17 protein-coding genes are annotated in these 25,009 nt (G+C 47.5%); 6 read left to right on the top strand and 11 right to left on the bottom strand.

Going from position 1 to position 25,009, the window contains the following annotated elements:
• Positions 1–5 precede the first annotated feature (5 nt).
• The 5 genes from WIG73_RS09190 to ruvC are packed head-to-tail and all read right to left on the bottom strand — an operon-like array spanning position 6 to position 5,445.
• On the bottom strand, positions 6–1,265 hold the full coding sequence (locus tag WIG73_RS09190) for a hypothetical protein (RefSeq protein ID WP_337400263.1): 1,260 nt from the start codon (positions 1,263–1,265) through the stop codon (positions 6–8).
• An 18-nt stretch (positions 1,266–1,283) separates the two neighbouring features.
• Complete coding sequence (locus WIG73_RS09185) at positions 1,284–3,263, bottom strand: translation factor GTPase family protein (RefSeq protein WP_337400262.1); 1,980 nt, start codon at positions 3,261–3,263, stop codon at positions 1,284–1,286.
• A gap of 12 nt (positions 3,264–3,275) precedes the next feature.
• A complete protein-coding gene (ruvB, locus tag WIG73_RS09180; protein ID WP_337400261.1) occupies positions 3,276–4,337 on the bottom strand; it encodes a Holliday junction branch migration DNA helicase RuvB in 1,062 nt (353 codons plus the stop codon).
• Between the two features lie 11 nt (positions 4,338–4,348).
• Positions 4,349–4,939: a Holliday junction branch migration protein RuvA gene (gene ruvA, locus WIG73_RS09175; protein ID WP_337400260.1), complete on the bottom strand. Its 591-nt coding sequence runs from the start codon at positions 4,937–4,939 to the stop codon at positions 4,349–4,351.
• 5 nt (positions 4,940–4,944) lie between these two features.
• The gene (ruvC, locus tag WIG73_RS09170; RefSeq protein WP_249312755.1) at positions 4,945–5,445 is read right to left on the bottom strand and encodes a crossover junction endodeoxyribonuclease RuvC; all 501 of its coding nucleotides are present in this window, start codon (positions 5,443–5,445) and stop codon (positions 4,945–4,947) included.
• Between the two features lie 122 nt (positions 5,446–5,567).
• Here ruvC and argH point away from each other — a divergent pair, with 122 nt between their 5' ends.
• Positions 5,568–6,938, top strand: coding sequence for an argininosuccinate lyase (gene argH / locus WIG73_RS09165; RefSeq protein ID WP_337400258.1), 1,371 nt, complete (start codon positions 5,568–5,570; stop codon positions 6,936–6,938).
• Between the two features lie 49 nt (positions 6,939–6,987).
• Here the strand turns inward: argH and WIG73_RS09160 are convergent, their stop codons facing one another.
• The 3 genes from WIG73_RS09160 to WIG73_RS09150 are packed head-to-tail and all read right to left on the bottom strand — an operon-like array spanning position 6,988 to position 9,739.
• Positions 6,988–8,223: an MFS transporter gene (locus WIG73_RS09160; RefSeq protein ID WP_337400257.1), complete on the bottom strand. Its 1,236-nt coding sequence runs from the start codon at positions 8,221–8,223 to the stop codon at positions 6,988–6,990.
• The gene (locus WIG73_RS09155) at positions 8,199–8,963 is read right to left on the bottom strand and encodes an alkaline phosphatase family protein (RefSeq protein ID WP_337400255.1); all 765 of its coding nucleotides are present in this window, start codon (positions 8,961–8,963) and stop codon (positions 8,199–8,201) included. Before WIG73_RS09155 ends, WIG73_RS09160 begins: the two co-directional genes overlap by 25 nt.
• Positions 8,960–9,739, bottom strand: a complete 780-nt coding sequence (locus tag WIG73_RS09150) for a DeoR/GlpR family DNA-binding transcription regulator (protein ID WP_337400254.1) — start codon at positions 9,737–9,739, stop codon at positions 8,960–8,962. The genes WIG73_RS09155 and WIG73_RS09150 overlap by 4 nt, the downstream gene beginning before the upstream one ends.
• Positions 9,740–9,882: 143 nt before the next feature.
• On the opposite strand from WIG73_RS09150, the gene WIG73_RS09145 reads away from it, so the two are divergent.
• From WIG73_RS09145 to WIG73_RS09125, 5 genes are all read left to right on the top strand, one after another.
• Positions 9,883–10,479 carry a recombinase family protein gene (locus tag WIG73_RS09145; RefSeq protein WP_337400253.1) on the top strand — a complete coding sequence of 199 codons (597 nt, stop codon included), beginning with the start codon at positions 9,883–9,885 and terminating at the stop codon, positions 10,477–10,479.
• Positions 10,480–10,676: 197 nt separating this feature from the next.
• Entirely contained in the window at positions 10,677–12,239 is a 1,563-nt protein-coding gene (locus WIG73_RS09140; RefSeq protein WP_337400252.1) for a radical SAM protein, read from the top strand.
• A gap of 61 nt (positions 12,240–12,300) precedes the next feature.
• Positions 12,301–12,687, top strand: a complete 387-nt coding sequence (locus tag WIG73_RS09135; protein WP_249312748.1) for a GntR family transcriptional regulator — start codon at positions 12,301–12,303, stop codon at positions 12,685–12,687.
• Positions 12,684–13,583 (top strand): ABC transporter ATP-binding protein, encoded by a 900-nt coding sequence (locus WIG73_RS09130; RefSeq protein ID WP_337400251.1) that lies wholly within the window; start codon positions 12,684–12,686, stop codon positions 13,581–13,583. Before WIG73_RS09135 ends, WIG73_RS09130 begins: the two co-directional genes overlap by 4 nt.
• Positions 13,558–15,597 carry a DUF6449 domain-containing protein gene (locus tag WIG73_RS09125; protein WP_337400250.1) on the top strand — a complete coding sequence of 680 codons (2,040 nt, stop codon included), beginning with the start codon at positions 13,558–13,560 and terminating at the stop codon, positions 15,595–15,597. Before WIG73_RS09130 ends, WIG73_RS09125 begins: the two co-directional genes overlap by 26 nt.
• Before the next feature lie 225 nt (positions 15,598–15,822).
• Here WIG73_RS09125 and WIG73_RS09120 read toward each other — a convergent pair whose 3' ends face one another.
• The 3 genes from WIG73_RS09120 to WIG73_RS09110 all read right to left on the bottom strand — a co-directional run bounded on the left by WIG73_RS09120 (position 15,823) and on the right by WIG73_RS09110 (position 25,007).
• Positions 15,823–16,749: a glycosyltransferase gene (locus WIG73_RS09120; protein WP_337400249.1), complete on the bottom strand. Its 927-nt coding sequence runs from the start codon at positions 16,747–16,749 to the stop codon at positions 15,823–15,825.
• A gap of 126 nt (positions 16,750–16,875) precedes the next feature.
• Entirely contained in the window at positions 16,876–20,811 is a 3,936-nt protein-coding gene (locus WIG73_RS09115) for a GDSL-type esterase/lipase family protein (RefSeq protein ID WP_337400248.1), read from the bottom strand.
• Between the two features lie 185 nt (positions 20,812–20,996).
• Positions 20,997–25,007: a GDSL-type esterase/lipase family protein gene (locus tag WIG73_RS09110; protein ID WP_337400247.1), complete on the bottom strand. Its 4,011-nt coding sequence runs from the start codon at positions 25,005–25,007 to the stop codon at positions 20,997–20,999.
• Positions 25,008–25,009: the final 2 nt, after the last annotated feature.

Genomic DNA, 25,009 nt, shown 5'->3' with positions numbered 1-25,009 from the left:
CGTCTTTAACCCACAAAATTCCCATCTGCGGCTGAAACTTTAAACTCCTCTACGGTTTGCTTCGTTTCATAGTCATACTTTTTAAACGCAACCGACGAGTTGCCTTCTTCATAGCTTGTTTCGTAAACAAAACGTTTTCCGTCTTCTATAAACTCCTGCGTTCCCACCCACATGGGGTAGGACAGCAACTTGTCGTTTTCTAAAATGGCGTTGGCCGCCTCGCTTGAAACGCCAACCTTTGAGAGATATGTTGCAGGAAAATCAGAAAATTTGCCAATTTTACTGTTTCTGCCCAGCTGTTTTAAATAATTCTGCGCCTGCTGCTTTTCATCATTTTCAAGCTGCTGTAAAATTCTTTCGTGATTTGCCAATGTGCGTTCGGCAGTTTCCTTCACAAACATTTCATTCACAGCGTCTTCATATTTCATGCCCTCAATCGCAAATTCTGCATGTTCAAACATATAATTTCCCTTGTCGTTTACTTGAAATGTAAGCACAGCTGGTGTTATTGTTTCGCCTTCGATTCTCACAAAGTTATCATTGATAAACCGATAGCTGCCGAAAGCCAAAACCGCGCAGGCCCTTGTTTTTCCGTTTACTGTTTCCGCACTCATTATGGTGTGGCCCTCGGCTCCAAACTCACCGCCGGAAAATTTTCCGTTCAGCTCAGCCAAAATTGCCTTGCCCGCAGCTTCATGAACGCTCTGGCTCTCGTAAGCCGGGCGAACCTGATCCATAAACGCTGCAAAGTCTGAGCCGCTTTTTAAGTTTGCAGAAAAGCCCTTGTCATCTGCAAGCACAAACACCTTACCCCGGCTTTCCTCGCCATACTGCTGATACCGGCGGTAGACCTCGCCGTTCATTTTATATTCCACAAAATCCAGCTTTGGAATTAACGCCAAAAGCACCGTTGCCTGCTGGCGGCACTCTTTGCTTTGTATGGGATAAGCTCTTGTTTCTTCCAGTTCAAACACAAGCCCCTTTTTGTTGCCGTCTGTAGCCTGCTCCTGGTTCACAATTCTGGCGTTTTCACTGTAAAAGGTTGTTAAACCAATGATAGAATTTACCTTTTCCAAGTCTTTCAGCTTTGTTGCTTTCAACGTATACAGCTGGCGGTAAGGCGCAAACGTTATGTCCTCCGCCGAGCGATTCTCCCGGCGGCTGGCCGCGCCAATATAAATTGCCGCAGCAATTCCTGCTGTCATCGCCACCGCCGCGGCTATGGCAATTCCTTTTTTTAACTTCGTGTCAAATAGCTGTTTCATTGCTGGCCTCCATTTTCTTTATTTTCCCATGGCCGAACGCCTGGTTAAAATCCATTTATCCCGGTCTAAGGGGTTTACGCCCCGCCGTTTTGTTTCCGCAGTAAACCCTTCCGGGCAGGGACGGTATCCGCAAAACCTTGCCCTTAGCGTTCCCTTGCCGGCAGTTTTATGCAAAAGCACGGCGCTGTAGTCTAAGCTCTCCGCTGCCGGCACGGTTGCCTCCAGCAAAAATCGCCCGTCTGCAATGGTCTGGTTTTCACAAACGCCCCGCATGGCAATGATATCGCCGATAATTTTGCCCGAAAATTCCTCCGGAACAGATACCACAAGCTTTTGATAGGGCTCCAAAAGCCGCGTTCCGCAGTTTTTAAGCCCTTTCATCACCGCGATGGGGGTGCACAAAAAGAAGTCAAGGGGATGGGTGTGCACCGTGTGATGTTCGCCGCCTGAAAGCGTAACCTTCAGGTCTGTTACCTCCCAACCGTAAAGCCCCTGGGCAAGCGTTTCTTTAACCGCAGTTTCCACATGACGCTGATAACGGTAAAACATCTGGTCATTAGGCACGTTACCTTTGTCATACACAAAGCCCGACCCTAAGGGAAGCGGCTCAAAATCAAGCGAAACCACCGCCCAGCAGGGTTTTGGCATGGTATATGCGTCAAAACCCGTTCCGCTTTTTTGAATGGTTTCTTTATAAATCACCGTTGGCGGCGAGAACAAAACATTCAGCCCAAACCGTTCTTTTATCACCGCAGTGAGAATTTCCAGCTGAATTTTTCCGGTGACGCTGATAATTAGCTCCTGCTCCCCGCTTTCATATTGCATGGAAAGGCTGGGCTCTTCGTCGGAAAGCTCTTCAAACGCCGCAATCAGGGGACGAATGTCCCCCTCTTCTGCCAAAGAGGCCTGAACGCTTAAATAAGGCGTGCTGAAAGCAAGGTTTTGTTCCTTCCACGCCTTGCCCACCGTGTCCCCCGCTTTCACATGGCTCAGGCCGCACACAGCGCCCACATCTCCGGCGGAAAGCAAGCCGATGTCGGTAAACTTTTCCCCAACATAGCGCCGAACCTGAGTTACCTTTTGCTTTTCAGGAAAAGAGGAAACGGTGATCTCTCCCCGGCTTTTCACCTCGCCGGAAAACAGGCGCAAATGGGCGATTTTGCCCATGCTTTTGTCATGGGTCACCTTGTAAACAATACCGGAAAGAATCGGCTTGTCTGCATTTTGAACAACGCCGCCCAATGCGGCTTTGCCGCCGCTGCTGTCAGCGGTTTCAGCAACAAAAGAAAGCAGCTGTGAAACGCCCATGCCCAATTGGGCGCTGCCGCAGAAAACGGGCATGGCTTCGCCCTTTAAAAACAATTGCGTAACAGAAAGCCACGCCTGGCGCTCTGTTACGCTTTCTTCTAAATATTTCAATGCAAACGCGTCGTCTGCGTCTGCCACAAATTCACATACCGCCTCAAAAAAGGCATCGCCGCTCCTGTTTTGAGCGCTGCATTCCCGGCTTCCCTCATCCGTCACTTCCGACATGAACAGACAGGCGCCGGCTTGCTTTTCCAGCGCTTTGAAAACGCCTGCAACGTCGCTGCCCGCCCGGTCGATTTTATTGATAAACACAATGGTTGGGGTTTTTGTTTTTTTCAGAGCGTCTAAAATCAGCTCCGTCTGCGCCTCTATGCCTTCCACGGCGGAAACCACCAAAACCGCCGCGTCTAAAATATAAAGCGCACGCTCCACGCTGGCGGAAAAATCCGCATGGCCCGGGGTGTCGATTAAATTCACCGCCACATCTTTTTCCGGAAGCTCAATCCGCGCCGCAGAGGACACAACAGAAATGCCACGCTGTTTTTCAATTTCCAAAAAGTCGGTTTTTGCGGTGCCGCTGTCCACGCTGCCCAAGCTTCGCACCGCGCCGCCGGCATATAAAAGCTGTTCCGTCAGCGTGGTTTTGCCGGCGTCTACATGGGCCAAAAGCCCGATATTGATTGTTTTCATGGCACACCGCCTTTAATCTTCTATGCCGAATACCGACTGCTGGGCCAAATTTGTTTCTTCCCGCTCATATTTCACACCGAAATGCTCATAAGCCTTCACCGTGGCCATTCTGCCCCGGGGGGTTCGGTTTAAAAAGCCCAGCTGCAATAAATATGGCTCATATACGTCTTCAATGGTGTTGGAGTCCTCGCCGATGGAGGCCGCTAAGGTGTCCAGTCCCACAGGGCCGCCGCCGAAGTTTTCAATGATGAACATCATCATTTTGCGGTCAATCATGTCAAGCCCAAGCTTGTCCACCTCCATGCGGGAAAGGGCCTGGTCTGCAATTTTTTCCGTTATTTTGCCGTCGCCCTTTACCTCGGCAAAATCCCGCACACGCTTTAACATCCGGTTGGCGATTCTGGGCGTTCCCCTGGAACGGCGGGCAATTTCCACCGCGCCGCTTCTGTCAATTTCCGTTCCTAAAATCGACGCCGAGCGGACGATTATTTCCGATAGCTCCTCCGGCGTGTAAAGCTCTAAGCGGCTGATAACGCCGAACCGATCCCTGAGCGGTGCGGTGAGCAGTCCCGTTCTGGTGGTTGCGCCAATCAGCGTAAACTTGGGCAAATCCAGCCGCACTGAGTGTGCGCCGGGGCCTTTGCCTAAAATAATGTCTAACGAATAGTCCTCCATGGCGGGATATAAAATTTCCTCCACGCTTCTGGACAACCGGTGAATTTCATCAATAAACAAAATGTCGCCGTGGGACAGGCTGGTGAGAATTGCCGCCAAATCTCCCGCCTTTTCAATGGCAGGGCCGGAGGTTACGCGAATGCTCACGCCCATTTCGTTGGCAATAATGCCCGCAAGGGTGGTTTTGCCAAGCCCCGGAGGGCCGTAAAGCAGCACATGGTCTAAAGGCTCTTTTCTGGCCTTTGCCGCTTCAATGTAAACGGTTAGGTTCTCTTTCACCTTGTTCTGCCCGATATATTCTGTTAAGGCTTTTGGCCTTAGGCTATATTCCACTTCTGTGTCCTCGCCGAGGGTTCTCGATGTGACAATCCGATCTTCAAATCCCTGTTCTATGGGCATGTTCTATCCTCCTACTGTTTCATTAACTGAATTAGGGCCGCCTTAATGGTATCTTCCGTGCTGAAATCTTTTGAAACCTTCGACACGGCAAGCATGGCCTCCCCACGGGAATAGCCCAAAACCACCAGCGCCTCCACCGCGTCGTTTCCGCCGGAAGACGGGGAAAAAGCCTCGGCCGCCGCGCCGCCAACTGCAATTTCTTTTCCTTTAAATTTATCCTTTAGCTCCAGCACAATTTTCTGCGCCAGCTTGGGGCCAACCCCCTGGGCTTTGGTAATGGATTTATAGTCGTCTGTCACCACTGCCAGCGTCAGCGCCTGGGGCGACAGGGCGGATAAAACCGCCAGCGCCGCCTTTGGCCCAGCGCCGTTTACAGAAAGGAGCATTTTGAACATGTCCATTTCCTCACGGGACAAAAAGCCGTAAAGGTCAAACAAATCCTCCGCCACCCGCAGGTAGGTGTGTATCCGCACCGTTTCGTTTAATTTCAGTGCAGAAAGGGCGGCAGGCGTCATAAAAATGCGGCAGCCAAAGCCGCCGGCATTTATCACCGCCGCGGTTTCTTCAATATATTCCACTGTTCCGTCTACAAATGCTATCATATGTTTTAAATTCCTTCTTCTTTTATCAGGTTGTGATATTTGGCCGAATAGCCGTGGCACATGGCAATGGCTAAAGCGTCGGCCACGTCGTCGGGCTTCGGAATGGCGTTTAGCTTGAGCATTGACGTCACCATTCTCTGCACCTGGGCCTTGTCTGCCCGGCCATAGCCGCAGATGGCCTGTTTAACCTGGAGGGGGGTATATTCAAAAATGGGCACGTTTAAAATGGACGGCGCCAAAAGACACACACCCCTGCCGTGGGCCACGGTGATGGCGGTTTTTACATTGGTGTTAAAAAACAGCTCTTCAATAGAAAATGCGTCCGGCTTGTGCTTTTCAATCAGCACGCCTATGCTCTCATAAATATCCCGCAGGCGGTCGGTTAGCTTGTCCCCGGCGGGCGTCGTAATTGCGCCGTATTCCACAGGCTGAAACCCAAGCCCGTCATAGAAAATCACGCCATAGCCAACAATGGCAATTCCGGGGTCGATTCCTAAAATAATCATTGTTTTCTCCCGAATTTCAAAAAAAAGTTGAGATTTTCTTAATTATCATGTATAATAAATTATTATATCATACCACGAAATAAAATGCAACGGATTAAAATAGAAAGGTTTTGGTGACACACATGAAGCTTTGGGGCGGTAGATTCAGTAAGGCAACAGACGCGCTGGTAGACGATTTTAATTCTTCTATTCGGTTTGACGCGCGCATGTACAGGCAGGACATAAAAGGGAGCATGGCCCACGCCGAAATGCTGGGCAGGCAGGGCATTATTCCAAAAGACGACGCGGCGCTGATTGTGAAAACGCTGGGCGAAATTTTAAAAGACATTGAAAACGGCAAGGTGGAATTTTCGATTGACGCTGAGGACATTCATATGAACATTGAAACCATTCTCACCGAGAGAATTGGCGATGCAGGGAAAAAGCTGCACACCGGCAGGAGCCGCAACGACCAGGTGGCCCTGGATTTGCGCATGTATTTAAGAGACGAAAACGACGAATTGTTAGAAATGCTGAAAAACACCATGACCGTTTTGCTTGATTTGGCCTCAGCGCATTTAGACACCATTATGCCGGGCTACACCCATTTGCAAAAGGCCCAGCCCGTGACCTTTGCCCACCATGTAATGGCTTATTTTCAAATGTTTTCCAGGGATTTAGACAGATTGTCGGACTGCCGCAGGAGAGTGAACGTTATGCCCTTGGGCTCCGGCGCCTTAGCGGGCACAACCTATCCCTTAGACCGGGAATTTGTGGCGGAAAAGCTGGGATTTGACGCCGTTACTGCAAACTCCTTAGACGGCGTTTCCGACCGGGATTTTGTCATTGAATTTCTGTCTGTTCTTTCCATGATTATGATGCACCTGTCCCGCTTCTGCGAGGAATTGGTGCTCTGGTCCAGCCACGAGTTTGCCTTTGTGGAGATGGACGACAGCTATTCCACCGGCTCCTCCATCATGCCGCAGAAAAAAAATCCCGACGTAGCGGAGTTAATCCGCGGAAAAACCGGGCGGGTTTACGGTCATTTAATGTCGCTTCTCACCACCATGAAAGGGCTTCCCTTGGCCTATAACAAGGACATGCAGGAGGATAAAGAGGCGGTGTTCGACGCTTTGGACACCGTGAAGCTTTGCCTGCCTGTGTTCACCAACATGGTGCGCACCATGAAAGTAAACGGCGAAAAAATGAAACAAGGCGCAAAGGGCGGCTTTACCAACGCCACCGATATTGCAGACTATCTGGTGAAAAAGGGCGTTCCGTTCCGTTCCTCCCACGCCATTGTGGGAAAAATGGTCGCGCGGGCGGTGGAAACCAACCGGGATTTGGACGAATTTTCCCTTTCGGAATTTCAGGAATTCTCCGATTTAATTGAGGAGGATATTTACAACGCCATTGACGTTGCAACCTGCGTTGCAGAGCGTAATATCACCGGCGGCCCTGCAAAAGAACAGGTGCAAAAAGAAATTGAAAAGGGATATGAACAATTAAAATAAACTGTAAGAATAAAAAGGGGCTGCAGTAAGAGGCTGCAGCCCCTTATTTTTATGCTTCTTTTGCAAACCGGCCCCAGCACTTTGAAATTGCAAGACAGGCTCCGCCGCCGAACAGTGCAATTGCGCTCCACAAAAAAACCGTGCTGTTCCAGCCAAAACGCTCGGAAAAAACTGCCATTCCGAAGGCGGATACCGCGCTTCCCACATAGGTACAGAAGTTCAGCATGCCCGAAGCAAAGGATATGCGTCCGAACCGCTTAAAATAGGGCGGAACCATGCAGACCAAAATCAGGTTCACGCCGTGCATGCTTCCTGTCAGCAGCGCCGTTAAAAACACAGATAAACCTGCGTTTGCGCCGTTTGTCAGCGCCAGCACCAGCGCAGCGGTAAAGCCCGTCAAATAAAGCATTCCACTTAAAAGCAGTTCGTTGCGCACTTTTTTTCGGTAAATCAGCGACGTAACCTGAAAGGTTACAATGCTGAACACCGGCAGTACTACGCCGGTTAAAATAGAAATTTTGCTGCTTAAGTGAAAGGTTTCAGATATGTAAGACGGCATCCAGGTGGTAACGCCGTCGCGAAGCATGCCCTGCAGTGCAATTGCAAGCATAATGCCCGGCAGCAGGAAAATTATGTTCCTGGTAAGCGGCTTGCGCTCCTGTGTTTCAGTTGCGGCTACGCCGGAAAATTCTTTCACGCCGGGACATTTTTTTAACCAAATTGCCGCCATAACTGCCGCACACAGCGCAGACAGAACAAAAATAGCCCTCCAGCCCGCAAAATAGATGCACACCGGTGAAAGCAGATATACCAAAATTGTGCCACAGGAGCTGCCCCAGGAAACAATTACGCAGGCCTTTTTATAGGTTTCTTCTGTGAACAGCACCGTCATAATCTTTACCAGCGGCGGCCACATAAAGGCCTGGGCCATACCGTTAATTCCCCACACCGCCGTCATTTGATAGGGCGTGCGGCAAAAAGGAATGAGCAGATTCATGAAAATGGTTACCAAAAGCCCCGAAAAAATTAATTTTTTGGCTTGAATTCTGTCTCCTAAAAAACCGCTTATAAGCTGCCCTGCCCCATAGGTTACCGCGCTGGCCGTCAGCGCAAGGGAGGCAAGGGACTTCTGAATTCCTTCTGCGCTGACCAGCTCTGCGATCACCGCGCCATAATTAATTCTTGTCACATAGCTGATTAAGTAAAGCGCTGTAAACAGCAAAATCATGCGGTTCACCGCGTGTGTTTCCGTAATTTTGTTCATCTGATAACGCTGCCTTCCCATTCTTTGGCCGGCTCCGCCCCAAGCAGGCTTGCCACCGTAGGCGCAATGTCTTTTATGCTGACACCGTCAATTTGCTTATTTTGTGCAAACGGTGCGCCGCAGAAAAACATGGGAATGGTCATATCCTCATTTAAATTGGTTCCGTGCATTCTGTCATGTCCGCCGTGGTCTGCTGTTAAAATGATGGTATATTCGTCTCCCAACGTATCAATCAGACTGCCAACCATGTTGCAGGTTTCCCGCACCGCATGCAGATATTCTTCGCTCATCCAGCCAAAGGCATGGCCTGCCTCGTCAACCCAGCCAAGGTATAAAAACGTGAAATCAACGTCATTGTCCGTTAAAAATTGGGTTGCTTTTCTGCAAAGCTGCCGGTTCGTTTCCTCAAATCCGTAGACATGACCGGAACAATATTCGCTGTGGCTCAGGGAGTCCGGCCGGGAGAGGTCGCGCAGCTCCTCCCAGTTATAAAACATAGCACATCTTTTCTCTTTTTGCTTCAGCTGCTCAAACAGGCCGGAAATGGGTCTTACCTGCGGCGCATAGGTGTTTGTAGTGGTTCCGTGCCGCGACGGATCTACGCTGTGAAACAGCGACATATGGCACGGCAGGGTCACCGACGGTTCAACCGTTCGGGCGTTGATGCAATAGGTGCTTTTTTTCTTCAGCGTTTCAATCACCGGATGCCCCTCTAAACTGTCTGGCCGCATACCGTCACTTAAAATTAACAAAACCTTCATTTTATGTCTTCCTCCCCTGTTATAATTGTAATATTGTTATTTTTATAAACCTCTTTCACTTCGTCGGGCAGCCGGGAGTCTGCGATATAGATGTAGCCCGGATTCATGTCTGCCACCTTGATAAGCGCGCTCTTTTCATATTTGCTGCTGTCGGCCAGAACAATGACCTTATCGCCCACGGAGAGCAGTTCTTGCTGCATTTCCGCCAGCTGAGGCTGGCTGTCGCATATGCCGTTGCTTAACGACACGGCCCAGGGAAAGATAAAAACCTTGCTTACGTGGATTCTCTCTAACATATCTTTGGCAAAGGTTCCGTAAAAGGAATTTTCGCGGTTTAAAAAATAGCCGCCGCACAATAGAATGTTAAAGTTTTTAAAGTCATGTGCTTTTTGAAACACATCCATGGAATGGGTGACAATGGTTAAGGTGTCAAACCGCTCCATGAGCGTTTCAATAAATTCAATTGCCGTGCTGCCTGTGTCAATTGCGATGCTGTCACCGTTTTTAATATAGTTTGCCGCCAGGCGGGAAACTTCGGTCTTCTCCGGGCGCTTGTCGTCCAGCCGTTTGGAAAGCTCCCAATAGGGCCGCGCCGAAGCCTTTAACACCGCGCCGCCATGCACCCGCACCAACTCATTGTTTTTTTCAAGGCTCAGTAAATCTTTTCGAATTGTTTCAATGGAAACATTAAACTTTTTGGCAAGCGCCGCCGTTGTTACGGCGGACTGGGTCTGCAGCAATTTACAGATTCTGTTTCTCCGTGCATTTGCAAGCATATCCTACTTTCTCCAATCTAAATCCAACTTTATGCAACATATTATATTACACAGCCGTTCGTTTGTCAACACATTTTTGCTTGCATAAAATAATCATTCTTCTAAAATGATATAATATAGAATATGAATATGGAGGAATGACCATGAAAGAAACCACATATGGATATGCCAGAGTTTCCGGCAGGGACCAGAATGAACAGCGGCAGATTTTGGCCCTGCGTGCCTTTGGCGTGAAGAAAAAAAATATATTTTGTGACAAGCAGTCCGGCAAGGACTTTAACCGGCCGGGATATTTAAAGCTTTTGTCCCGCCTGAAAGAGGGAGATATTCTTGTTGTAAAAAGCATTGACCGCTTAGGCCGGAACTATGATGAAATTTTAGAACACTGGAGGCTTTTAACCAAAGAAAAAAAGGCGGCCATTGTCGTTTTGGACATGCCCTTGCTTGACACCCGGCGGGATAACGATTTAACCGGACACTTAATTTGCGACATTGTTTTGCAGCTGCTTTCCTATGTGGCGCAGACAGAGCGGGAGTTTATCCGTCAGCGGCAAAAGGAGGGAATTGCCGCGGCAAAGCTGCGGGGCGTTCAGTTTGGCCGGAAAGCCATTCCGGTTCCCGACTCATTTGACGCAATTGCTTCAAAATGGCGGGAAAAAAAGCTCAACTCCCGGCAGGCGGCAGAACTTTTAAGAGTTTCACAGTTTACCTTTTTAAAGTGGGCAAAAGAACGGGCGTAAGAAAAAACAGATTTTTACAAAAAAATTGTAGACTTTTCCGTTCAAAGGTAGACTTTCTCTTTCTGTTGATTTCTGAATATATTTAGTAATACATAACAATACAGCTACAAAATGCAGGATTTTTTTCGCTTAAAACCATTATAGCATCTTTGCGAGAAAAAGTCTGCTTTTTCTTTCATATGAAAGGCGCTGTTAGAATGGACAAGAAAAAAAAGACCGTTGTATTAATTGCATTTTATAATGTAAAGGCACTGGGCGTGCGGTATTTAGATAGCTACCTAAAACGGCACGGCTACAACGTTGTAACGATCTTTTTTAAAGCGTTTAACAGCCGCGGTCCCACCCCGGCCACAATTTTAGAGCTGGATTTGCTTGTTGAAACCATTCGCGCGTCGGGCGCGTTTATCATTGGTCTTTCGGTTATGAGTTCTATGTATATGGACACGGTAAACGCAGTGTTAGGCTCTGTGAAAAAATGCGGCCTGCCGGTGGTTTGCGGCGGGGCATATGCCACCATGTTTCCGGAACGGATGTTAGACGCCGGTGCTGATTTTGTGTTGCGGTCTGACGGGGAAATCGCTATGTGCGCGCTGGCCGACGCGCTGCGCTGCGGAAGGGAGTATAAAAACGTTCCCTCCCTGTGTTATAAAAAAGGCGGCAAGCCTGTTTTTAACTCGGTGGACGGTGTGTTAAACGACATAGATGGATATGGAATTCCGTCGGTTAAGTGTGAACATGCTTATTTTATTGAAAACAACACGGTAAAGCCGGGCGACCCGCAACTCTCTGCAATGAGCTATGAGGTGATTGCCTCCAGGGGATGCCCCTTTACGTGCTCCTACTGCTGCTGTTCAAATTTAGGCCGCCTTTTGCCAAAGGGGATCAAAAAGGTGCGCACCCGGTCTGTGCAAAGTGTGATCGACGAGCTGCTGATTGCCAAGCGGGAGCTGAAAAACCTGGTTTTCGTGCACTTTTACGACGAAATCTTTCCCAATCTGCCCGGTTGGGTAGACGAGTTTGTTTCTCTGTATGACAGGCACATTCATTTGCCCTTCACCATTTGGTCCCATCCGAAAATGGTTGATGGGGACGTTTTGAAAAAGCTGGTTTCCGTGGGGCTTTGCGAGGTGATTTGCGGTGTGCAGTCCGGCTCGGTCCACATTCGCAGGGACATTTTCCACCGCTATGAAACAAACGGGGAAATTCTTTCGTCTGTGAAAAAAATAAAACGCTCCGGCGTGTTTTGGGCAAGCTACGACTTTATGTTAAACCACCCCTTTGAATCGTTAGACGATTTAAAACAGACCTTTCATTTGGTGCGCCGCTTTCAGCCGCCCTTTGAGCTTCAGCTTCACGGCCTGAATTTCTTGCCCGGCACGGACATTATTCCCCTTGCCATTGAAAACGGGGTTTTGACAAAAGAAGAGATGGATAAAATCGTTAGCGCCCCCATGGAGGAGCAGTTTGCGGCCTATTGGTGCGGCGCAGACAATTCTGAGGCCCAAATTTGGTACCGGCTGATTTTTCTTTTGCAGTTTTCCCTGCTTCGCAAACGGGCGGTTAGGCTTTCTAAAAACATCCAAAAAAACCAATACGCCATTGGTAAACTGTATCGATTCGGAATGAAGCTGTTAAAACTCCGCTATGTTTATAAGAAGACGCGCATGATTTTAAAGAGCCTAAATATGCGGTTCTTAAGCGGTTTATCGTCCTTTTTAGAAAAAAATAAAAAAATTTTTGAAAAACCCCTTGACAAATAACTGTATTAACTGTATTATATGTATTAGTACAGATAACACAGTTAGGGAAAGGAGGAAAACCATGATTCAACTTGATTTTAGCGACCGCAGACCGCTGTATGAGCAGATTAAAGAAAAGTTTAAGGAGCTGATTTTCACAGGTGCCATGAAGGAGCAGGACAAAATTCCTTCGGTGCGCGAGCTGGCTTCCATTCTTGCTATTAATCCCAACACCATTCAGCGGGCCTATAAGGAACTGGAGGAAGAAGGGTATATCTACTCCCAGCGGGCAAAGGGCAGTTTTATTGCACCGGTGCAGCAGACGCAGGAAACCGCCTATGTGAAAGCGCTGTATAAAGATTTGACCGAAGCTGCCGGCGAGTTGTTTTACCGCGGTGAAAGCCCGGAAACCGTTACAGCTGAAATTATGAAGGTTTATGATACAATGAGAAGGGATGGAGGAAGATGATTGAAGTTAAAAATGTGACAAAGGTTTTTGAAGACACAAAAGCTTTGGATAACCTTTGCCTGCATGTGAAAAAGGGCACGGTTTACGGCCTTATCGGCCCCAACGGTGCCGGAAAAACAACCATTATCAAGCATCTGACCGGGGTTTATAAGCAAGACGCCGGGGAAGTTTTGATTGACGGAAACAACGTTTATGAGAATATAAAGCTAAAAAATAAAACTATTTGCATTGGGGATGACTTATATTTTTTCCCCACATATACCATTGCCGACATGGCAAAGTTTTACGCCGGCCTATATCCCGATTGGGACTGGGTGCGCTATGAAAGCCTGAAAGAAGTGTTTAAAATTGACACGAAACGCCGGGTGCGCAAGCTTTCGAAGGGTATGCAGAAACAGGTGGCCTTTTGGCTGGGCATTTGCACAAAGCCGGACGTGATGATTTTAGACGAGCCGGTGGACGGCTTAGACCCTGTAATGCGCCGCAACGTATGGAAGCTGATGCTGCAAGATGTGGCGGAGCGCGACATTACCGTTCTTGTTTCCAGCCATAACCTGCGGGAGCTTGAGGACGTGTGCGACCATGTGGGCATTATGTTTGGCGGCAAAATTGTGCTGGAAAAATCGTTAGACGACGCGAAGGGCAACATTCACAAGGTGCAGGCGGCGTTTTCCGGCTTTATGCCCGACGAGCTGACGCAGGGACTGAACGTGCTTCACTCTGAGCAGTTCGGCTCGGTTTACAGCTTAATTATTAAAGGCGACAGCGGCGAGATTAAAAACAAAATTGCGGCTTACTCCCCGCTGCTTTGCGATATTTTGCCGCTTACCTTAGAAGAAGTTTTTATTTACGAATTAGGAGGTATTGGATATGAATCTGCGAACATCCTGCTTTAATTCTGCGGTTTTCCGTTCAGATGTAAAGCGTCTTTGGTGGGTTCCCGCGCTTCATACGCTTTCCATATTTTTGCTGTGCCTTTTGCCGTTTTACATTGACTATCACGAGGCAATCGGCCTGTTCGGCGGGGCAAGTGAACAGTACATAAACTCTGCTTTATTCCAGTGCAGCCCTGTGCCGTACATTATTTTGGGGATTCTTACCGTTGGAATTTCTGTGCTTTTGTTTTCCTATTTAAACTCAAAAAGCGCGGTTGCCACCATGCACGCAGTGCCGGTGAAGCGCAAAACCCTTTACATTACCCACATTGTGTTCGGGCTTATTGCATTAATTGTTCCCATTTTAATCAACGGCGGAATTTTGGTAATTATGCGTTCTAACCCGAACATTGCCCAGGTAATTTCCATGAGCCACATCGGAGCCTGGATTTCCACACAGATTGCATATGCCGTTGTTGGCTTTGCCTTCTCTGTGCTCATCGGCATGTTTACGGGTAACAGCGTTGCACATTTGGTGTTCACCTATATTTTTGCTGTTTTACCATTCCTGGTTGAGGCCGGTTTGAAATATATTATGTATTTAAATCTCTACGGTTATGTGATGAACGACACAAATATGGCAGTGGCAAAATATCTCTATTTTTCCATTGGAAAGCTGACTGAGCCAACGTGGTTTCTTCTTTATATGGCCTATGCACTGGTGTTCTTCTTAATTGGTTACTTGATTTATAAAATCAGAAACTTAGAAAACAGCAGCGAAGTGGTGGCATTTCCAAAATTAAAGCCGATATTCGTCTATGGCGTTTCTATGTGCTTTGGCGTGGCGGGTTACTTTTATCTGGCAGAAATTATAAATGTAAACAACCTGTTTCTGGCGCTGCCCTTTGGGCTATTGGGCCTTGTCATTGCAAATATGCTGGCGAAAAAGTCGTTTACCATTAAGGGTATTTTAAAGCCCACGGTTGCCCTGGTAGTTTCCGTTTCTGCTCTGTTTTGCCTGTTCCACTTCGACATTACGGGCTTTGAAAAACGGGTACCCGATGCGGCTAAAATTGAAAGCGTAAGCGTTACCCGCCGTCCGCCGGACTCGCGGAGATTTGTTAGCTCAATGAATGGCAGAATGGTGGTTCCGAAAGATGTTTATGTGCCCAAAATGACAAAACAGCAGGACATTGAAGCTGTTTTGAAGTTCCATAGCCACAAAACCGTTGAGCACACCGAGGAAAGCGACAATACAGACTATTTGTATGTAAACTATCAATTAAAAGACGGCAAAACAATGATTCGCCGCTATATTGTAGACTATGACGACGACAGGGATTTCTTAAAGCCGATTATGGAAACAGAAGAAAACTTAAAAGACCGTTTCCCTGTTTTAGAGAAATCCACAGAAGACCTCACATCAATTTCTATAGCAGACGCACGGCTGAGCAGGCCTTTTAATTCTTACTTCATGCAGAAGGATACCGACACTGAAATTGCAAACAGGCTGATTGACGCCCTAAAAGCCGACTTATCGCAGGTAACCTATGAAGAGTTTATTGACGAGATTGCCCTGCCCACCTATATTGAAATCAATTATGAAATTCCCCTTGTTTATGAGGGAACTGATATTTTAGTGACGGATTTGGATGCGCAGCGCACCTTCAGTGACACCAACACCTACTACGTTCGCCCGTCTTACAAAAACACGATTGCGCTTTTAACTGAGCTGGGCTTTTATGACGCACTGCCTGCGGCTTCGGAATATCAATCCGTTGAGGTTTGGCGCACAAGCATTACGGGAGATGCGCGCAAACCCGACGTGGTTGTTACCGATCCGGCACAAATTGAAGAAATTTATAACTATGTTACTACAACACAACCGAAGTTAAAACGCAACGCCTATTTAGAAACAGAGTCCGGAAATGCCATTACCCTGACGTTTCAGTCCAACACACAGCAGGAATTTACGGTAATCCGCTCAAAGAATGATGTGGGCATGCCCCAGTCATTGGCAAAGCTTTTTGAATAAGCCCCTCCATTCTACATAAAGCGATTTACAAACCGGCAGACGGCAAAATTTTAATTGATAAAAAACAACTCCAAAAATTTATAAATTTCATTTTGCATGAATATCCCTAAGACAAAAAACCACATGCCGGCGTAACCCCTGCCTTTACCGCAGATGAACGCTTTCCGGTTTGCCAATTGCTTTATATTAAAATAAGTGCGCAGCCATTTCGCTGCGCACTTTTATTTATTTCCCACATTTTTCTGAAATAATGTATCTTGGCCTGCCTTTAATTTCGTCGTAAATTTTCGCAATGTAATATCCAATGCAGCCCAGGCTGATCATAATGATGGAACCGATGAACAAAAGCACCACAATCACGGTGGTAAACCCATCCAATGCGGTGTGAACCGCCTTTTGATACAGCGCAATGGAGCCTAAAACAACGGACACAATCAGTACCAAAATACCCAAAAACGTGATGATTTGCAGCGGCAGCGACGTAAACGACGCAATATTGCGCACCGCATATTTCACCAACGACCAGGTGGACCATTTTGTCGTTCCCGCCGCGCGGTCGGCTACCTCGAACTCCACCTCGGCAGTTTTAAAGCCAATCCAAGAGGACAAGGCCCGGAAAAACACGTGCTTTTCGCGCATGGTGAGCAGCACATTTACGGCTTTCCGGTCTAACAGCTTAAAGTCAGATGCTCTCGACATGTCAATTCCTACCGCACGGCTGATTAACCTATAAAAGCATTTCGCCGCAAAAGAATGGGCGGCAGACTCTTTGCCCCGGCTGGCCTTCACGCCTTCCACCACCTCGGCTCCCAGCTGCCAGAGCCGGTACATCTCCACGAGTTTTTCCGGCGGGTGCTGCAGGTCCGTGTCCATCACCGCACAGCAGTCGCCTCGGGCCTCAGAAAGTCCTGCAAAAATGGCGGACTCTTTTCCAAAATTTTTTGAAAAGCTCACGCCCCGCACCCTGCTGTTTTTGCTTGACTCTGCCAAAATTTTTTCCCAGGTGTCGTCCTTTGAGCCGTCGTTTACAAATAGCAGCTCATAGTTGATGTTTTCCTGCTCCAAAACAGCCGCAATGGTCTGCGAGGCGCGCTGTATGTTGTCTTCCTCGTTATAGGCGGGCAAAATTACCGTAACCAGTTTTCCGCACATTGAGCGTTTCTCCTTTGTTTGCATAAGGTTTGTGAATAGTTTACCACATTTTTCACTTTATTTCAAGTCTCTTACGCACAAGAAAGCTCCTCAGACTTTCGTCTGAGGAGCTTTTGTTTATTGGAATTATTCCTGCACCCATGCGCCGGTCATGATACCGAATATACGGTCTACCTGACTGCCCGTAACTTGCGGGTTTTGCACCGTTTTCATCACAACCTTATGCGTACCATATTCTAAATCAAGCAAAATGGAATCTCCTTTGCACACTAGCTGATAACTTGTAATTGAATCGTTATAGCGAGGATTACAGGTTACTTCCAGCTTGTCGTCTACCCAAACTTCTATCAGCCCGGAATCCTTATGCAAGCCATACTCAAACGCCAAAATATTGCCGGTGAAAGAGAACTCCAATGTGTCGCCTGCCGCGCTTGACTGCACATAATTACTGCCTGCTGTCCAACCGGTACTTCTCGTGACTTTACTTGTGTCGGTGCTTGAGAACCAGGTTGCTTCCGCTATGGCCCCGCTGTTTTCTATGAGTTTGTCTGCACGGTCAATTGCCTTTTGATAATACCGTCCTGTTTCCATGCATCTAATAATTTCATCCGCAATTACCTGATATCCGGCGTTGCTGGGATGCACGCCGTCTGAGATAAAGAGATCTGACATTGATACGCCCGTACCGTTTGTAGCCGCTTTAAATGCCTCTAAATCGTCAATCAGAGGAAGGCCGTAAAACTCTGCCACTTGGTTGCCGTAACCGTTGGATTCGCTGTAACTTCTGTTTGTTGTGCGTGTAAACACGATATATGGCGGATTGTCCAGTGATGCAAGCGTACGAACAACGCTTTCCATGTTACGTCTTGTGTCACGGTTGCCGTCGTTGCACGTATGGCTGAAAAATACAATATCAGGATCCAAATCTACAACGTCGCGCATCACTCTGACTAAGCTGTAGTCTGTTGTCGTACCGCCAACGCCCTTATAGTGCGGTGTTACGGTTACGCCATTTTTCGCGTAGGTATTTGTAAACCAGGTTCCAACCTTGTTCACCCATCTTTCCGACTGCGGCTCTGCTCCTGCGCCCGCATAGATAGAGTCGCCTAAGAACACAACGTTAATGTTGTTATCGCCTGCGAACGGGTTATTGTTTACCGGCATTAAAGAAATCTTCTTTTCTGCAAGCATTGGCTTTAAGTTTTCGTCCCAGACAAACAATTTTACTGTCGTTGCCGCGGACGAAATTTGAACGGTGCCCGTTTTTGTGTTTTCACCCGAAGCATATGCAAACGGTTCTTCTGAAACCGCGATTAACTTGTTGTTCTGGTTATACGTTGCCACATACACACTTGCCGTGCCGCTGACGTTGTCTGTTAAGATATTGGCGGACCAATCTGCCGATGTTTTATCAAGATTTAATTTCAGTTCTGAGCTTGCAGAAAGTGCAATTCTTCCGGCAAATGCGGCTTGTGCCCCTACGCCATAGTTTCCTTTGGAGTCTACTGGAATTACTTCAAACACGAGATTCTTACCAAACAAATCTGCGCTTGCCTTAATTTCAGTTCTGCCTGCATTGTCGGCACGTGTTGTGCCGATTAAGGCCAAATTACCGCCGTTGTCTGCGTAAACCTTAACCAAAGACTTGCCGTCACCCTCAACGGCTTCTACTTCTCCTGTGGAAACAAAATTCCAGGTAAGAAGAATGCTGTCTGTTGAATTTAAAATTGTTTTGTCGCTGGTTGCCGTAAGGTTTTCAATGTGGAATTCCGGTTTTGCATTGGGATCTGTGCCTTCCACCTCTTCAATTTTAATGTCGGTTAAGCTATAGTTTGCATTGTCTAAAAATGTAAGTTTTGGCATTCTGTAATGTTTGCCGGGATAGCTCCACTGGTATTCCACGGTGTAAAGCGTCCAGTCCTCACCCAGGGTCTCGTCGGATGTAATTTCCGCTTTGTCGTTGGTGCCAACCCACTCTGTGCCGTCATAATATTGGTAGCCCCAAGCGGTTGGCTCCTGGCCTTCCTGGGTGTTTTTAGACAACATTCTATCGTAATAGTCGTCATAAACCAGCGTTTCCTCATAGTTTGTGGGGGTCAGCTCACCCGGCTTATGATATGCATTTGCAATGGTTCCGCCATACAGATAAAACGGAATGCTGCCTGTTTCTTCTGTTGGTGCGCCATAACCGTCGTAATGCTCCGTATTTAAGGTAATATCTTTCGTGTCGGTTTTATCAAGTGTGTAACTTGCCCACTTTGGAACCTTTGTATAGGTAGGTTCAGAGTCATCTAAAATCTGACCCTGAATGTCACGGTCTAAAACCAAATTGATGGGCTGGCCTACGGATTCTGCATCGTCAGCTTTTGCCCAGAACGAAATTTGATATGTTTTTCCGTTTTCAATGTCTACGCCCTGGTAAGGCGCTCCGCCGTCTTTCGTTACTTTCAGCACATTTTTGCTGTCCGCCCCGTTAAAGTCGATTACAGATTCAATGGTGCCGTTGTGGAAAATTGCCGGGGTCTTTGTGTCTTCCCCCGCCAGGCCGACGGTCGTTGCGTTTGCTGCGCCGTCATACCAAGCATAGCTGTAGTCCGCCTGGCTGGCATCTGCTATGGCCAAATCGCCGTTGTGAACAATGTCTAAGGGGGTCACGGTGAAATCGTCCAAATAAATTTTATAATCGGCTGCCTCCGGAGCGTTTGCCGCTAAACTGGGAACGCAGGAGAAACGCAAATCAAACTTTGTTTCCCAGGCATTTTCACCGTCTCTGCCCAAGGACATTGGCAGTTCTTCGTAATAGAGGTATGTATATTTTGTCCATTCCGTGGTGATGGGGTCATTTAACTTAAAGTCGTTCCACATGGGCTTTGTTCGGTCAAGACGGCTGCCATTGTTTCTTTCCGGAATAAACATTAACTTTTGGCCATCTTTTGCATGTTCATTGTAATAATCCGCCACGGCCTGTGAACCCTTAGCCCAAAACGAAACCTCATAGGCGCGGTTATACCACATTTTTTTATTGTTGTCTGTAACATTAGCCACAATTTCTGTGTAACCGCCGTTTCCGGTCCAGCCGGTATAAGTCAGTTCCAGAGAAGATTTTGATGTGTCCGCAATTTCGCTGGGAACGTCCGTTGACAAGGCCGTTTTCGCGTAAGAGGCGTGCAGCGAAACACCTTCTGTTTCATTTGCCCAGCTTTCGTTTTCAAAAGATGCTCTCCAGAGAGCAGAATCCTTTTCTACCGGTTCCTCAGGCTCGATAGAAGCCGGGCGCAGGCCAACATTATCAATGGCATATTCAATCCAGTAAGCAGGCAGGCCGTCGTTTCTTCCGCCGGACACTATGTCGCAGGTTGCTTTAAATTCATCTGTGAAATCCGCGCCGTTGGATTTAAGGCCGTGTTCACTGGTACCAAAACGGACAAACATGTAAACTTTTGCCGACTCACCATTTTTCACATAGCCGGAGCTATATTTGTTGGTTGCGGTAAATTTATAGTTTAAGTGTGCCCAGTCGCCCGAAACGGTTGTTCCATCCTCATTAAAGCGAAACACATCCGCACCGGAAATTTTATGTACCTGGTAATAGTAGCTTGCTGTGGCAGGCGCCGTTCCCTCGGGGTCTGCATACATGGAATTTTTGTCATGAATCATAAAAAACACGTTGACATTGGGAAGCTTTGCAAAGTTTTCCGGCGAGAACAGCTTTAGGTCCATGGACAATTCATATTCCTGCCCTGGAATAAGCTCAATGTTAGATACGCCTTCGTTTGCAAGGCCATCGTTTCCCGGCCCAACCTCAATATGTGCCGCCACCGCACCGTTTGAACCATAGGCGCCTTCGCAGTAACGCGTAACACCAGGGGTTTTAAACGTGGATGAACCCGACGAATCCAGCACCATATCGGGGTGCGTAAAATCGCTTTCATTTTCAAAAGAAAAATTAAAGCCTGTTTCGTCTTTAAACGAGGTTGTCACTTCTGCCGCGCCTGCGGTAATCATACCGGCTGCAGACAAAATCATTGCAAGCGACAACAGTAAAGACATCATTTTTTTCATGTTTCTCTTCCTCCTTAATTAAAATCATATGGATATATACCATTATTTAAATAGTATATCACATTTTTTTGCCATATTCAATATATTTTTTATAAATGAAATACATTTTCTTATGAAACATATATAAAATAATAATCCCCTTAAAGCGTTTGCTTTAAGGGGATTGCATTTTGTATAAGAATTTATTACTTTACCGGACTGCCGGTAATGATGTTGTAGAGGAACACATTGTCTCCTTCACTGTTGGAATTGGTGCTCTGAATCGTTTTTATTTCCACATCGTGATGGCCGTCAGGAAGGGCATAGTTTGCATAGCCCATAACCAGCTGCGGTGAATCGGTCAATGCGCGGTCGCCGTAGTAAGGGTCGCCCGTGCCTTTCTTTTCGCCGTCCACATAAATTTCATACATGCCGCTTGCACTGAGCAGGCCATGCTCAACAGCCAGAATGGTTCCGTCGAAAGAGAATTTTAATGTAGCGCCTATGGTTGTAGTCTTTCCCCACTGCCGGTTGCCGGTGCCGCCCGTTGTCCAGTCGTTACCAGACTTTGTAATTCTATCGCTGGAAATTGGAATAAATTCCGTTTCCACTGCGCCGCTTGCCGCTACCAGTTTTTCCTTCTGCGGGATGGGTCTTTGGTAGAACCTTCCTGTTTCCAGGCATTTTGTAATTTCGTTAAAATAAACCTGGTAACCCTGGTCGGAAGGATGAACGCTGTCTTTTAAATATCCCGCGTCCCTTGCGTTTGCGCCGTTTAACTCTCGCTTAAGCGCGTCTTTTAAGCTGATTTGCGGTATGCCGTAATACTCTGCCACTTGCTCGTGGAAAGCTGTCGGCGTTGAATAGGTTTCATTGGTTGTGTACAAGAAAACGACATACGGACTGGTGGGCAACGACAGGAGCGTTCTTACCATGCTTTCCATGTACATTCTCGTATCGCGCCCGCCGTCGTTTACGGCAAACTCAATGAACACCACGTCGGGGTTAAGGTTTACAACATCTCGGGTAAATCTTAACAGGCCATAATCCGACGGCGTTCCGCCCACGCCCTTGTTATAATAATTCACTGTTCTGCTTGTTGTACCGTAGGTCTTTTTAAACCATTCTCCGGTCAGGTTGGCATAACACTTTGCCGGTGCGGACGCGCCGGCGCCCTCCGTTATGGAGCCGCCCAAGAACACAACGTTAATCTCATTGTCTCCCGCAAAGGGGTCGTTGTTCACAGGCATAAAAGTTATTTCTTTTTCCGTGCACATTGGTTTTAACTCACCGTCCCAAACAAACAATTTTACTTTATCTGCATTTGCAGAAAATGCGATGTTTCCCGTTTTGTTGTTTTCACCGGATGCATATGCTAATTGCTCCTGTGAAATGCTGATTAATTTGTTGTTTTGATTATATGTTGCAACATATATATCCGCCGTGCCGCTGATGTTGTCAGCGGCAATGGTAACAGACCAGTCTGCCGAGTTCTGATCGGGATTCACTGCCAGTTCCGATTCCACTGCGGTTGCAACCCGGCCGGAAAAAGCGGCTGTTGCTCCGATGCCATAATTGCCATTGGTATCTGCGGGAATCACTTCAAACACAAGGCTTTTGCCAAACAGCGCCGCGCCTGCCTTAATTTCTGCTGCACCCGCCTGGTCCGCCCTTGTTGTGCCAATCAGGGCCAGTTTCCCGTTGTTGTCTGCATAAACCTTAACAAGAGAGCCGCCTGCTGCCTCCTTTGCGTCTGCCGCGCCTGTAGAAACAAAATTCCAGGTGAGGCGAATGCTGTCTGATGTTGATAAAATTTCTTTGTCGGCAGTTGCCGCAAGGTTTTCAATGTGAAATGCCGGCTTAGCATTGGGGTCTTCTCCCTCTAACGCTTCAATTTTAATGTCTGCCAGGCTATAGCTTGCGTTATCTAAAAAGGTGAGATTCGGCACCCTGTAGTGCTTGCCGGGATAGTTCCACTCATATTCCATGGTATAGAGCGTCCAGTCCCCGCTTAGAGTCTTGTCGGACGTAATTTCCGCTTTGTCGTTGGTGCCTGCCCATGCTGTTCCGTCATAATACTGGTAGGCCCAGGCTGTAGGCTCATTTCCAAGCTGGGTGTTTTTCGCAAACATTCTATCGTAATAGTCGTCATAAACCAGCGTTTCCTCATAGTTTGTAGGGGTCAGCTCGCCCGGCTTGTGATATGCATTTGCAATGGTTCCGCCATACATGTAAAACGGAACGCTGCCGGTTCTAAATTCCGGCTCCTCATTTGTTCCAAAATTTTTGGGAGCGCCGTAGCCGTCGTAGTGCTCTTTGTTTAACGTGATGTCTTTGGTGACGCTTGTATCAAGGCGGTAACCGGCCCACTTTGGAACGTTCGTATAGGTAGGCTCGGAATTATCTAAAATCTGCCCCTGAATGTCGCGGTCTAAAACCAAATTGATGGGCTGACCTACGGATTCTGCATCGTCAGCCTTTGCCCAGAACGAAATTTGATATTTTTTGCCGTTCTCAATGTCAGCTCCCTGATACGGAGCGCCGCCGTCTTTGGTTACCTTCAGCACATTTTTGCTGTCTGCGCCGGGGAAATCGGAAATGGTTTCAATTACACCGTTGTGGAACACACCAGGCGAAAGAACGTCGTTCCCAGGCTGTGCCACCCGGTGTGTGTTGGTTCCGCCGTTATACCAAACAACCGTGTAATTCGACTGGCTTTCATCTTTTACAGCAAAATCGCCGTTATATGCTATGTCTAACGGTGTCACGGTGAAATCGTCAAGATAAATTTTAAAATCTTCTAATTTATAATATTCTCCGCTCTTGCTTTGATAAGCATAATTGATGGTTTCGCCGCCAACCTCCGCCGTTAAATTATTTGTTTTTGTGTTCGGCACACACGAATACCGAACGTGAAACCGCAATGGTGAAACGTTATCGCCGTCGCGGCCCAGGGCCATTGGCATTTCCTCATAGAACAGATAGGTATATTTCGTCCATTCTGTTGTAATCGGTTCGTTTACTGTGTAACTGGTCCACATGGGGAACGTGCGGTCTAAACGGGAAGCGCCGTTCCGCTCAGGAATGAGCGCAGTCTTCCTGCCAGACGACTTATAAAAATCCTCTACCGCAGAAGAGCCTTTGGCCCAGAACGAAATTTCATAAACACGGTTATATTGAAGCCGCATTTCGTTTGTTGCTGCAACTGTGTTAAAGTCTAAATAACCGCCATTGTCCGTGTTGCCGGTGTATGTAAGCTCCAAAGCGCCTTTGGAACGGTCTTGAATATCAGCTGGAACATCAGAGGTAATCAATCCTTTTGCATAGTTGCCCTCAAAGGTTACGCCGTGGGTTTCGCTGGCCCAGCCATTGTCTTCAAAAGACCCTCTCCAAAGCGCAGTGTCCTCTTCTGCCGGTTCTTCCGGTATAATAGAAGCCGGCCAAAGGCCAATGTTGTCGATGGCATATTCCATCCAAAGGGCTGCCCGTGTGTCTGTTTCCGACACCGTTCCACACTGGGCCACAAATTCTGGAGTAAAATCTGACGTGCTGGTTAAGGCATGGGCATTTGCGCCCATACGGATAAACAGTTTTACGCTCACCGGCTCGTCTGATTTAACAAATTTTCCGCTAAATGAATTGGTTAAGGTTATCTTTTGATGAAAACTGCTCCAGTCACCAGAAACGGTTTTTCCGTCATCCTCAAATTGGAACACGCTGCTGCCAGGAATGGAAAACAGCTGAAAGTCTGATGATGAAACTGAAAGCGGTTTGGTACAATCAGTATCTTCATACATCTGAACCCCCTGTGTCATAAAAAACAGGTTCACATTGGGCAGGTTCGCAAAATTCTCCGGTGAAAAGAGCTTTAAATCCATTGTCAGGTCATACTCTTTCCCGGGGAACATTTTAATGCCCGACACGCCGTCGTTAACATTTCCGTTTCCGGAAGCGGTTTCAACAGCCACGGCCACCGCGCCTTTTGAACCATAGGCGCCCTCGCAGTAGCGCGTAACGCCCGGGGTTTTAAATTGCGACAGCCCGATGCTGTCAAGCTGCATATCGGGGTGTGCAAAGTCACTTTCATTTTCAAACGAAAAATGAAAGCCCGTGTCATCTTTAAACGACGTTGCCACTTCTGCCGCGCCTGCCTGCACCATTCCGGCCGCAGTCAGCACTATTAGGACCGACAGCGTCAAAGACACTAATTTTTTCATAG

Source organism: Congzhengia sp. (assembly GCF_037235575.1).
GTDB classification, from domain to species: domain Bacteria; phylum Bacillota; class Clostridia; order UBA1381; family UBA9506; genus Congzhengia; species Congzhengia minquanensis.
The sequence above is the reverse complement of the archived record's forward strand: the minus strand, read 5'-3'. Positions and strand labels throughout refer to the sequence as shown.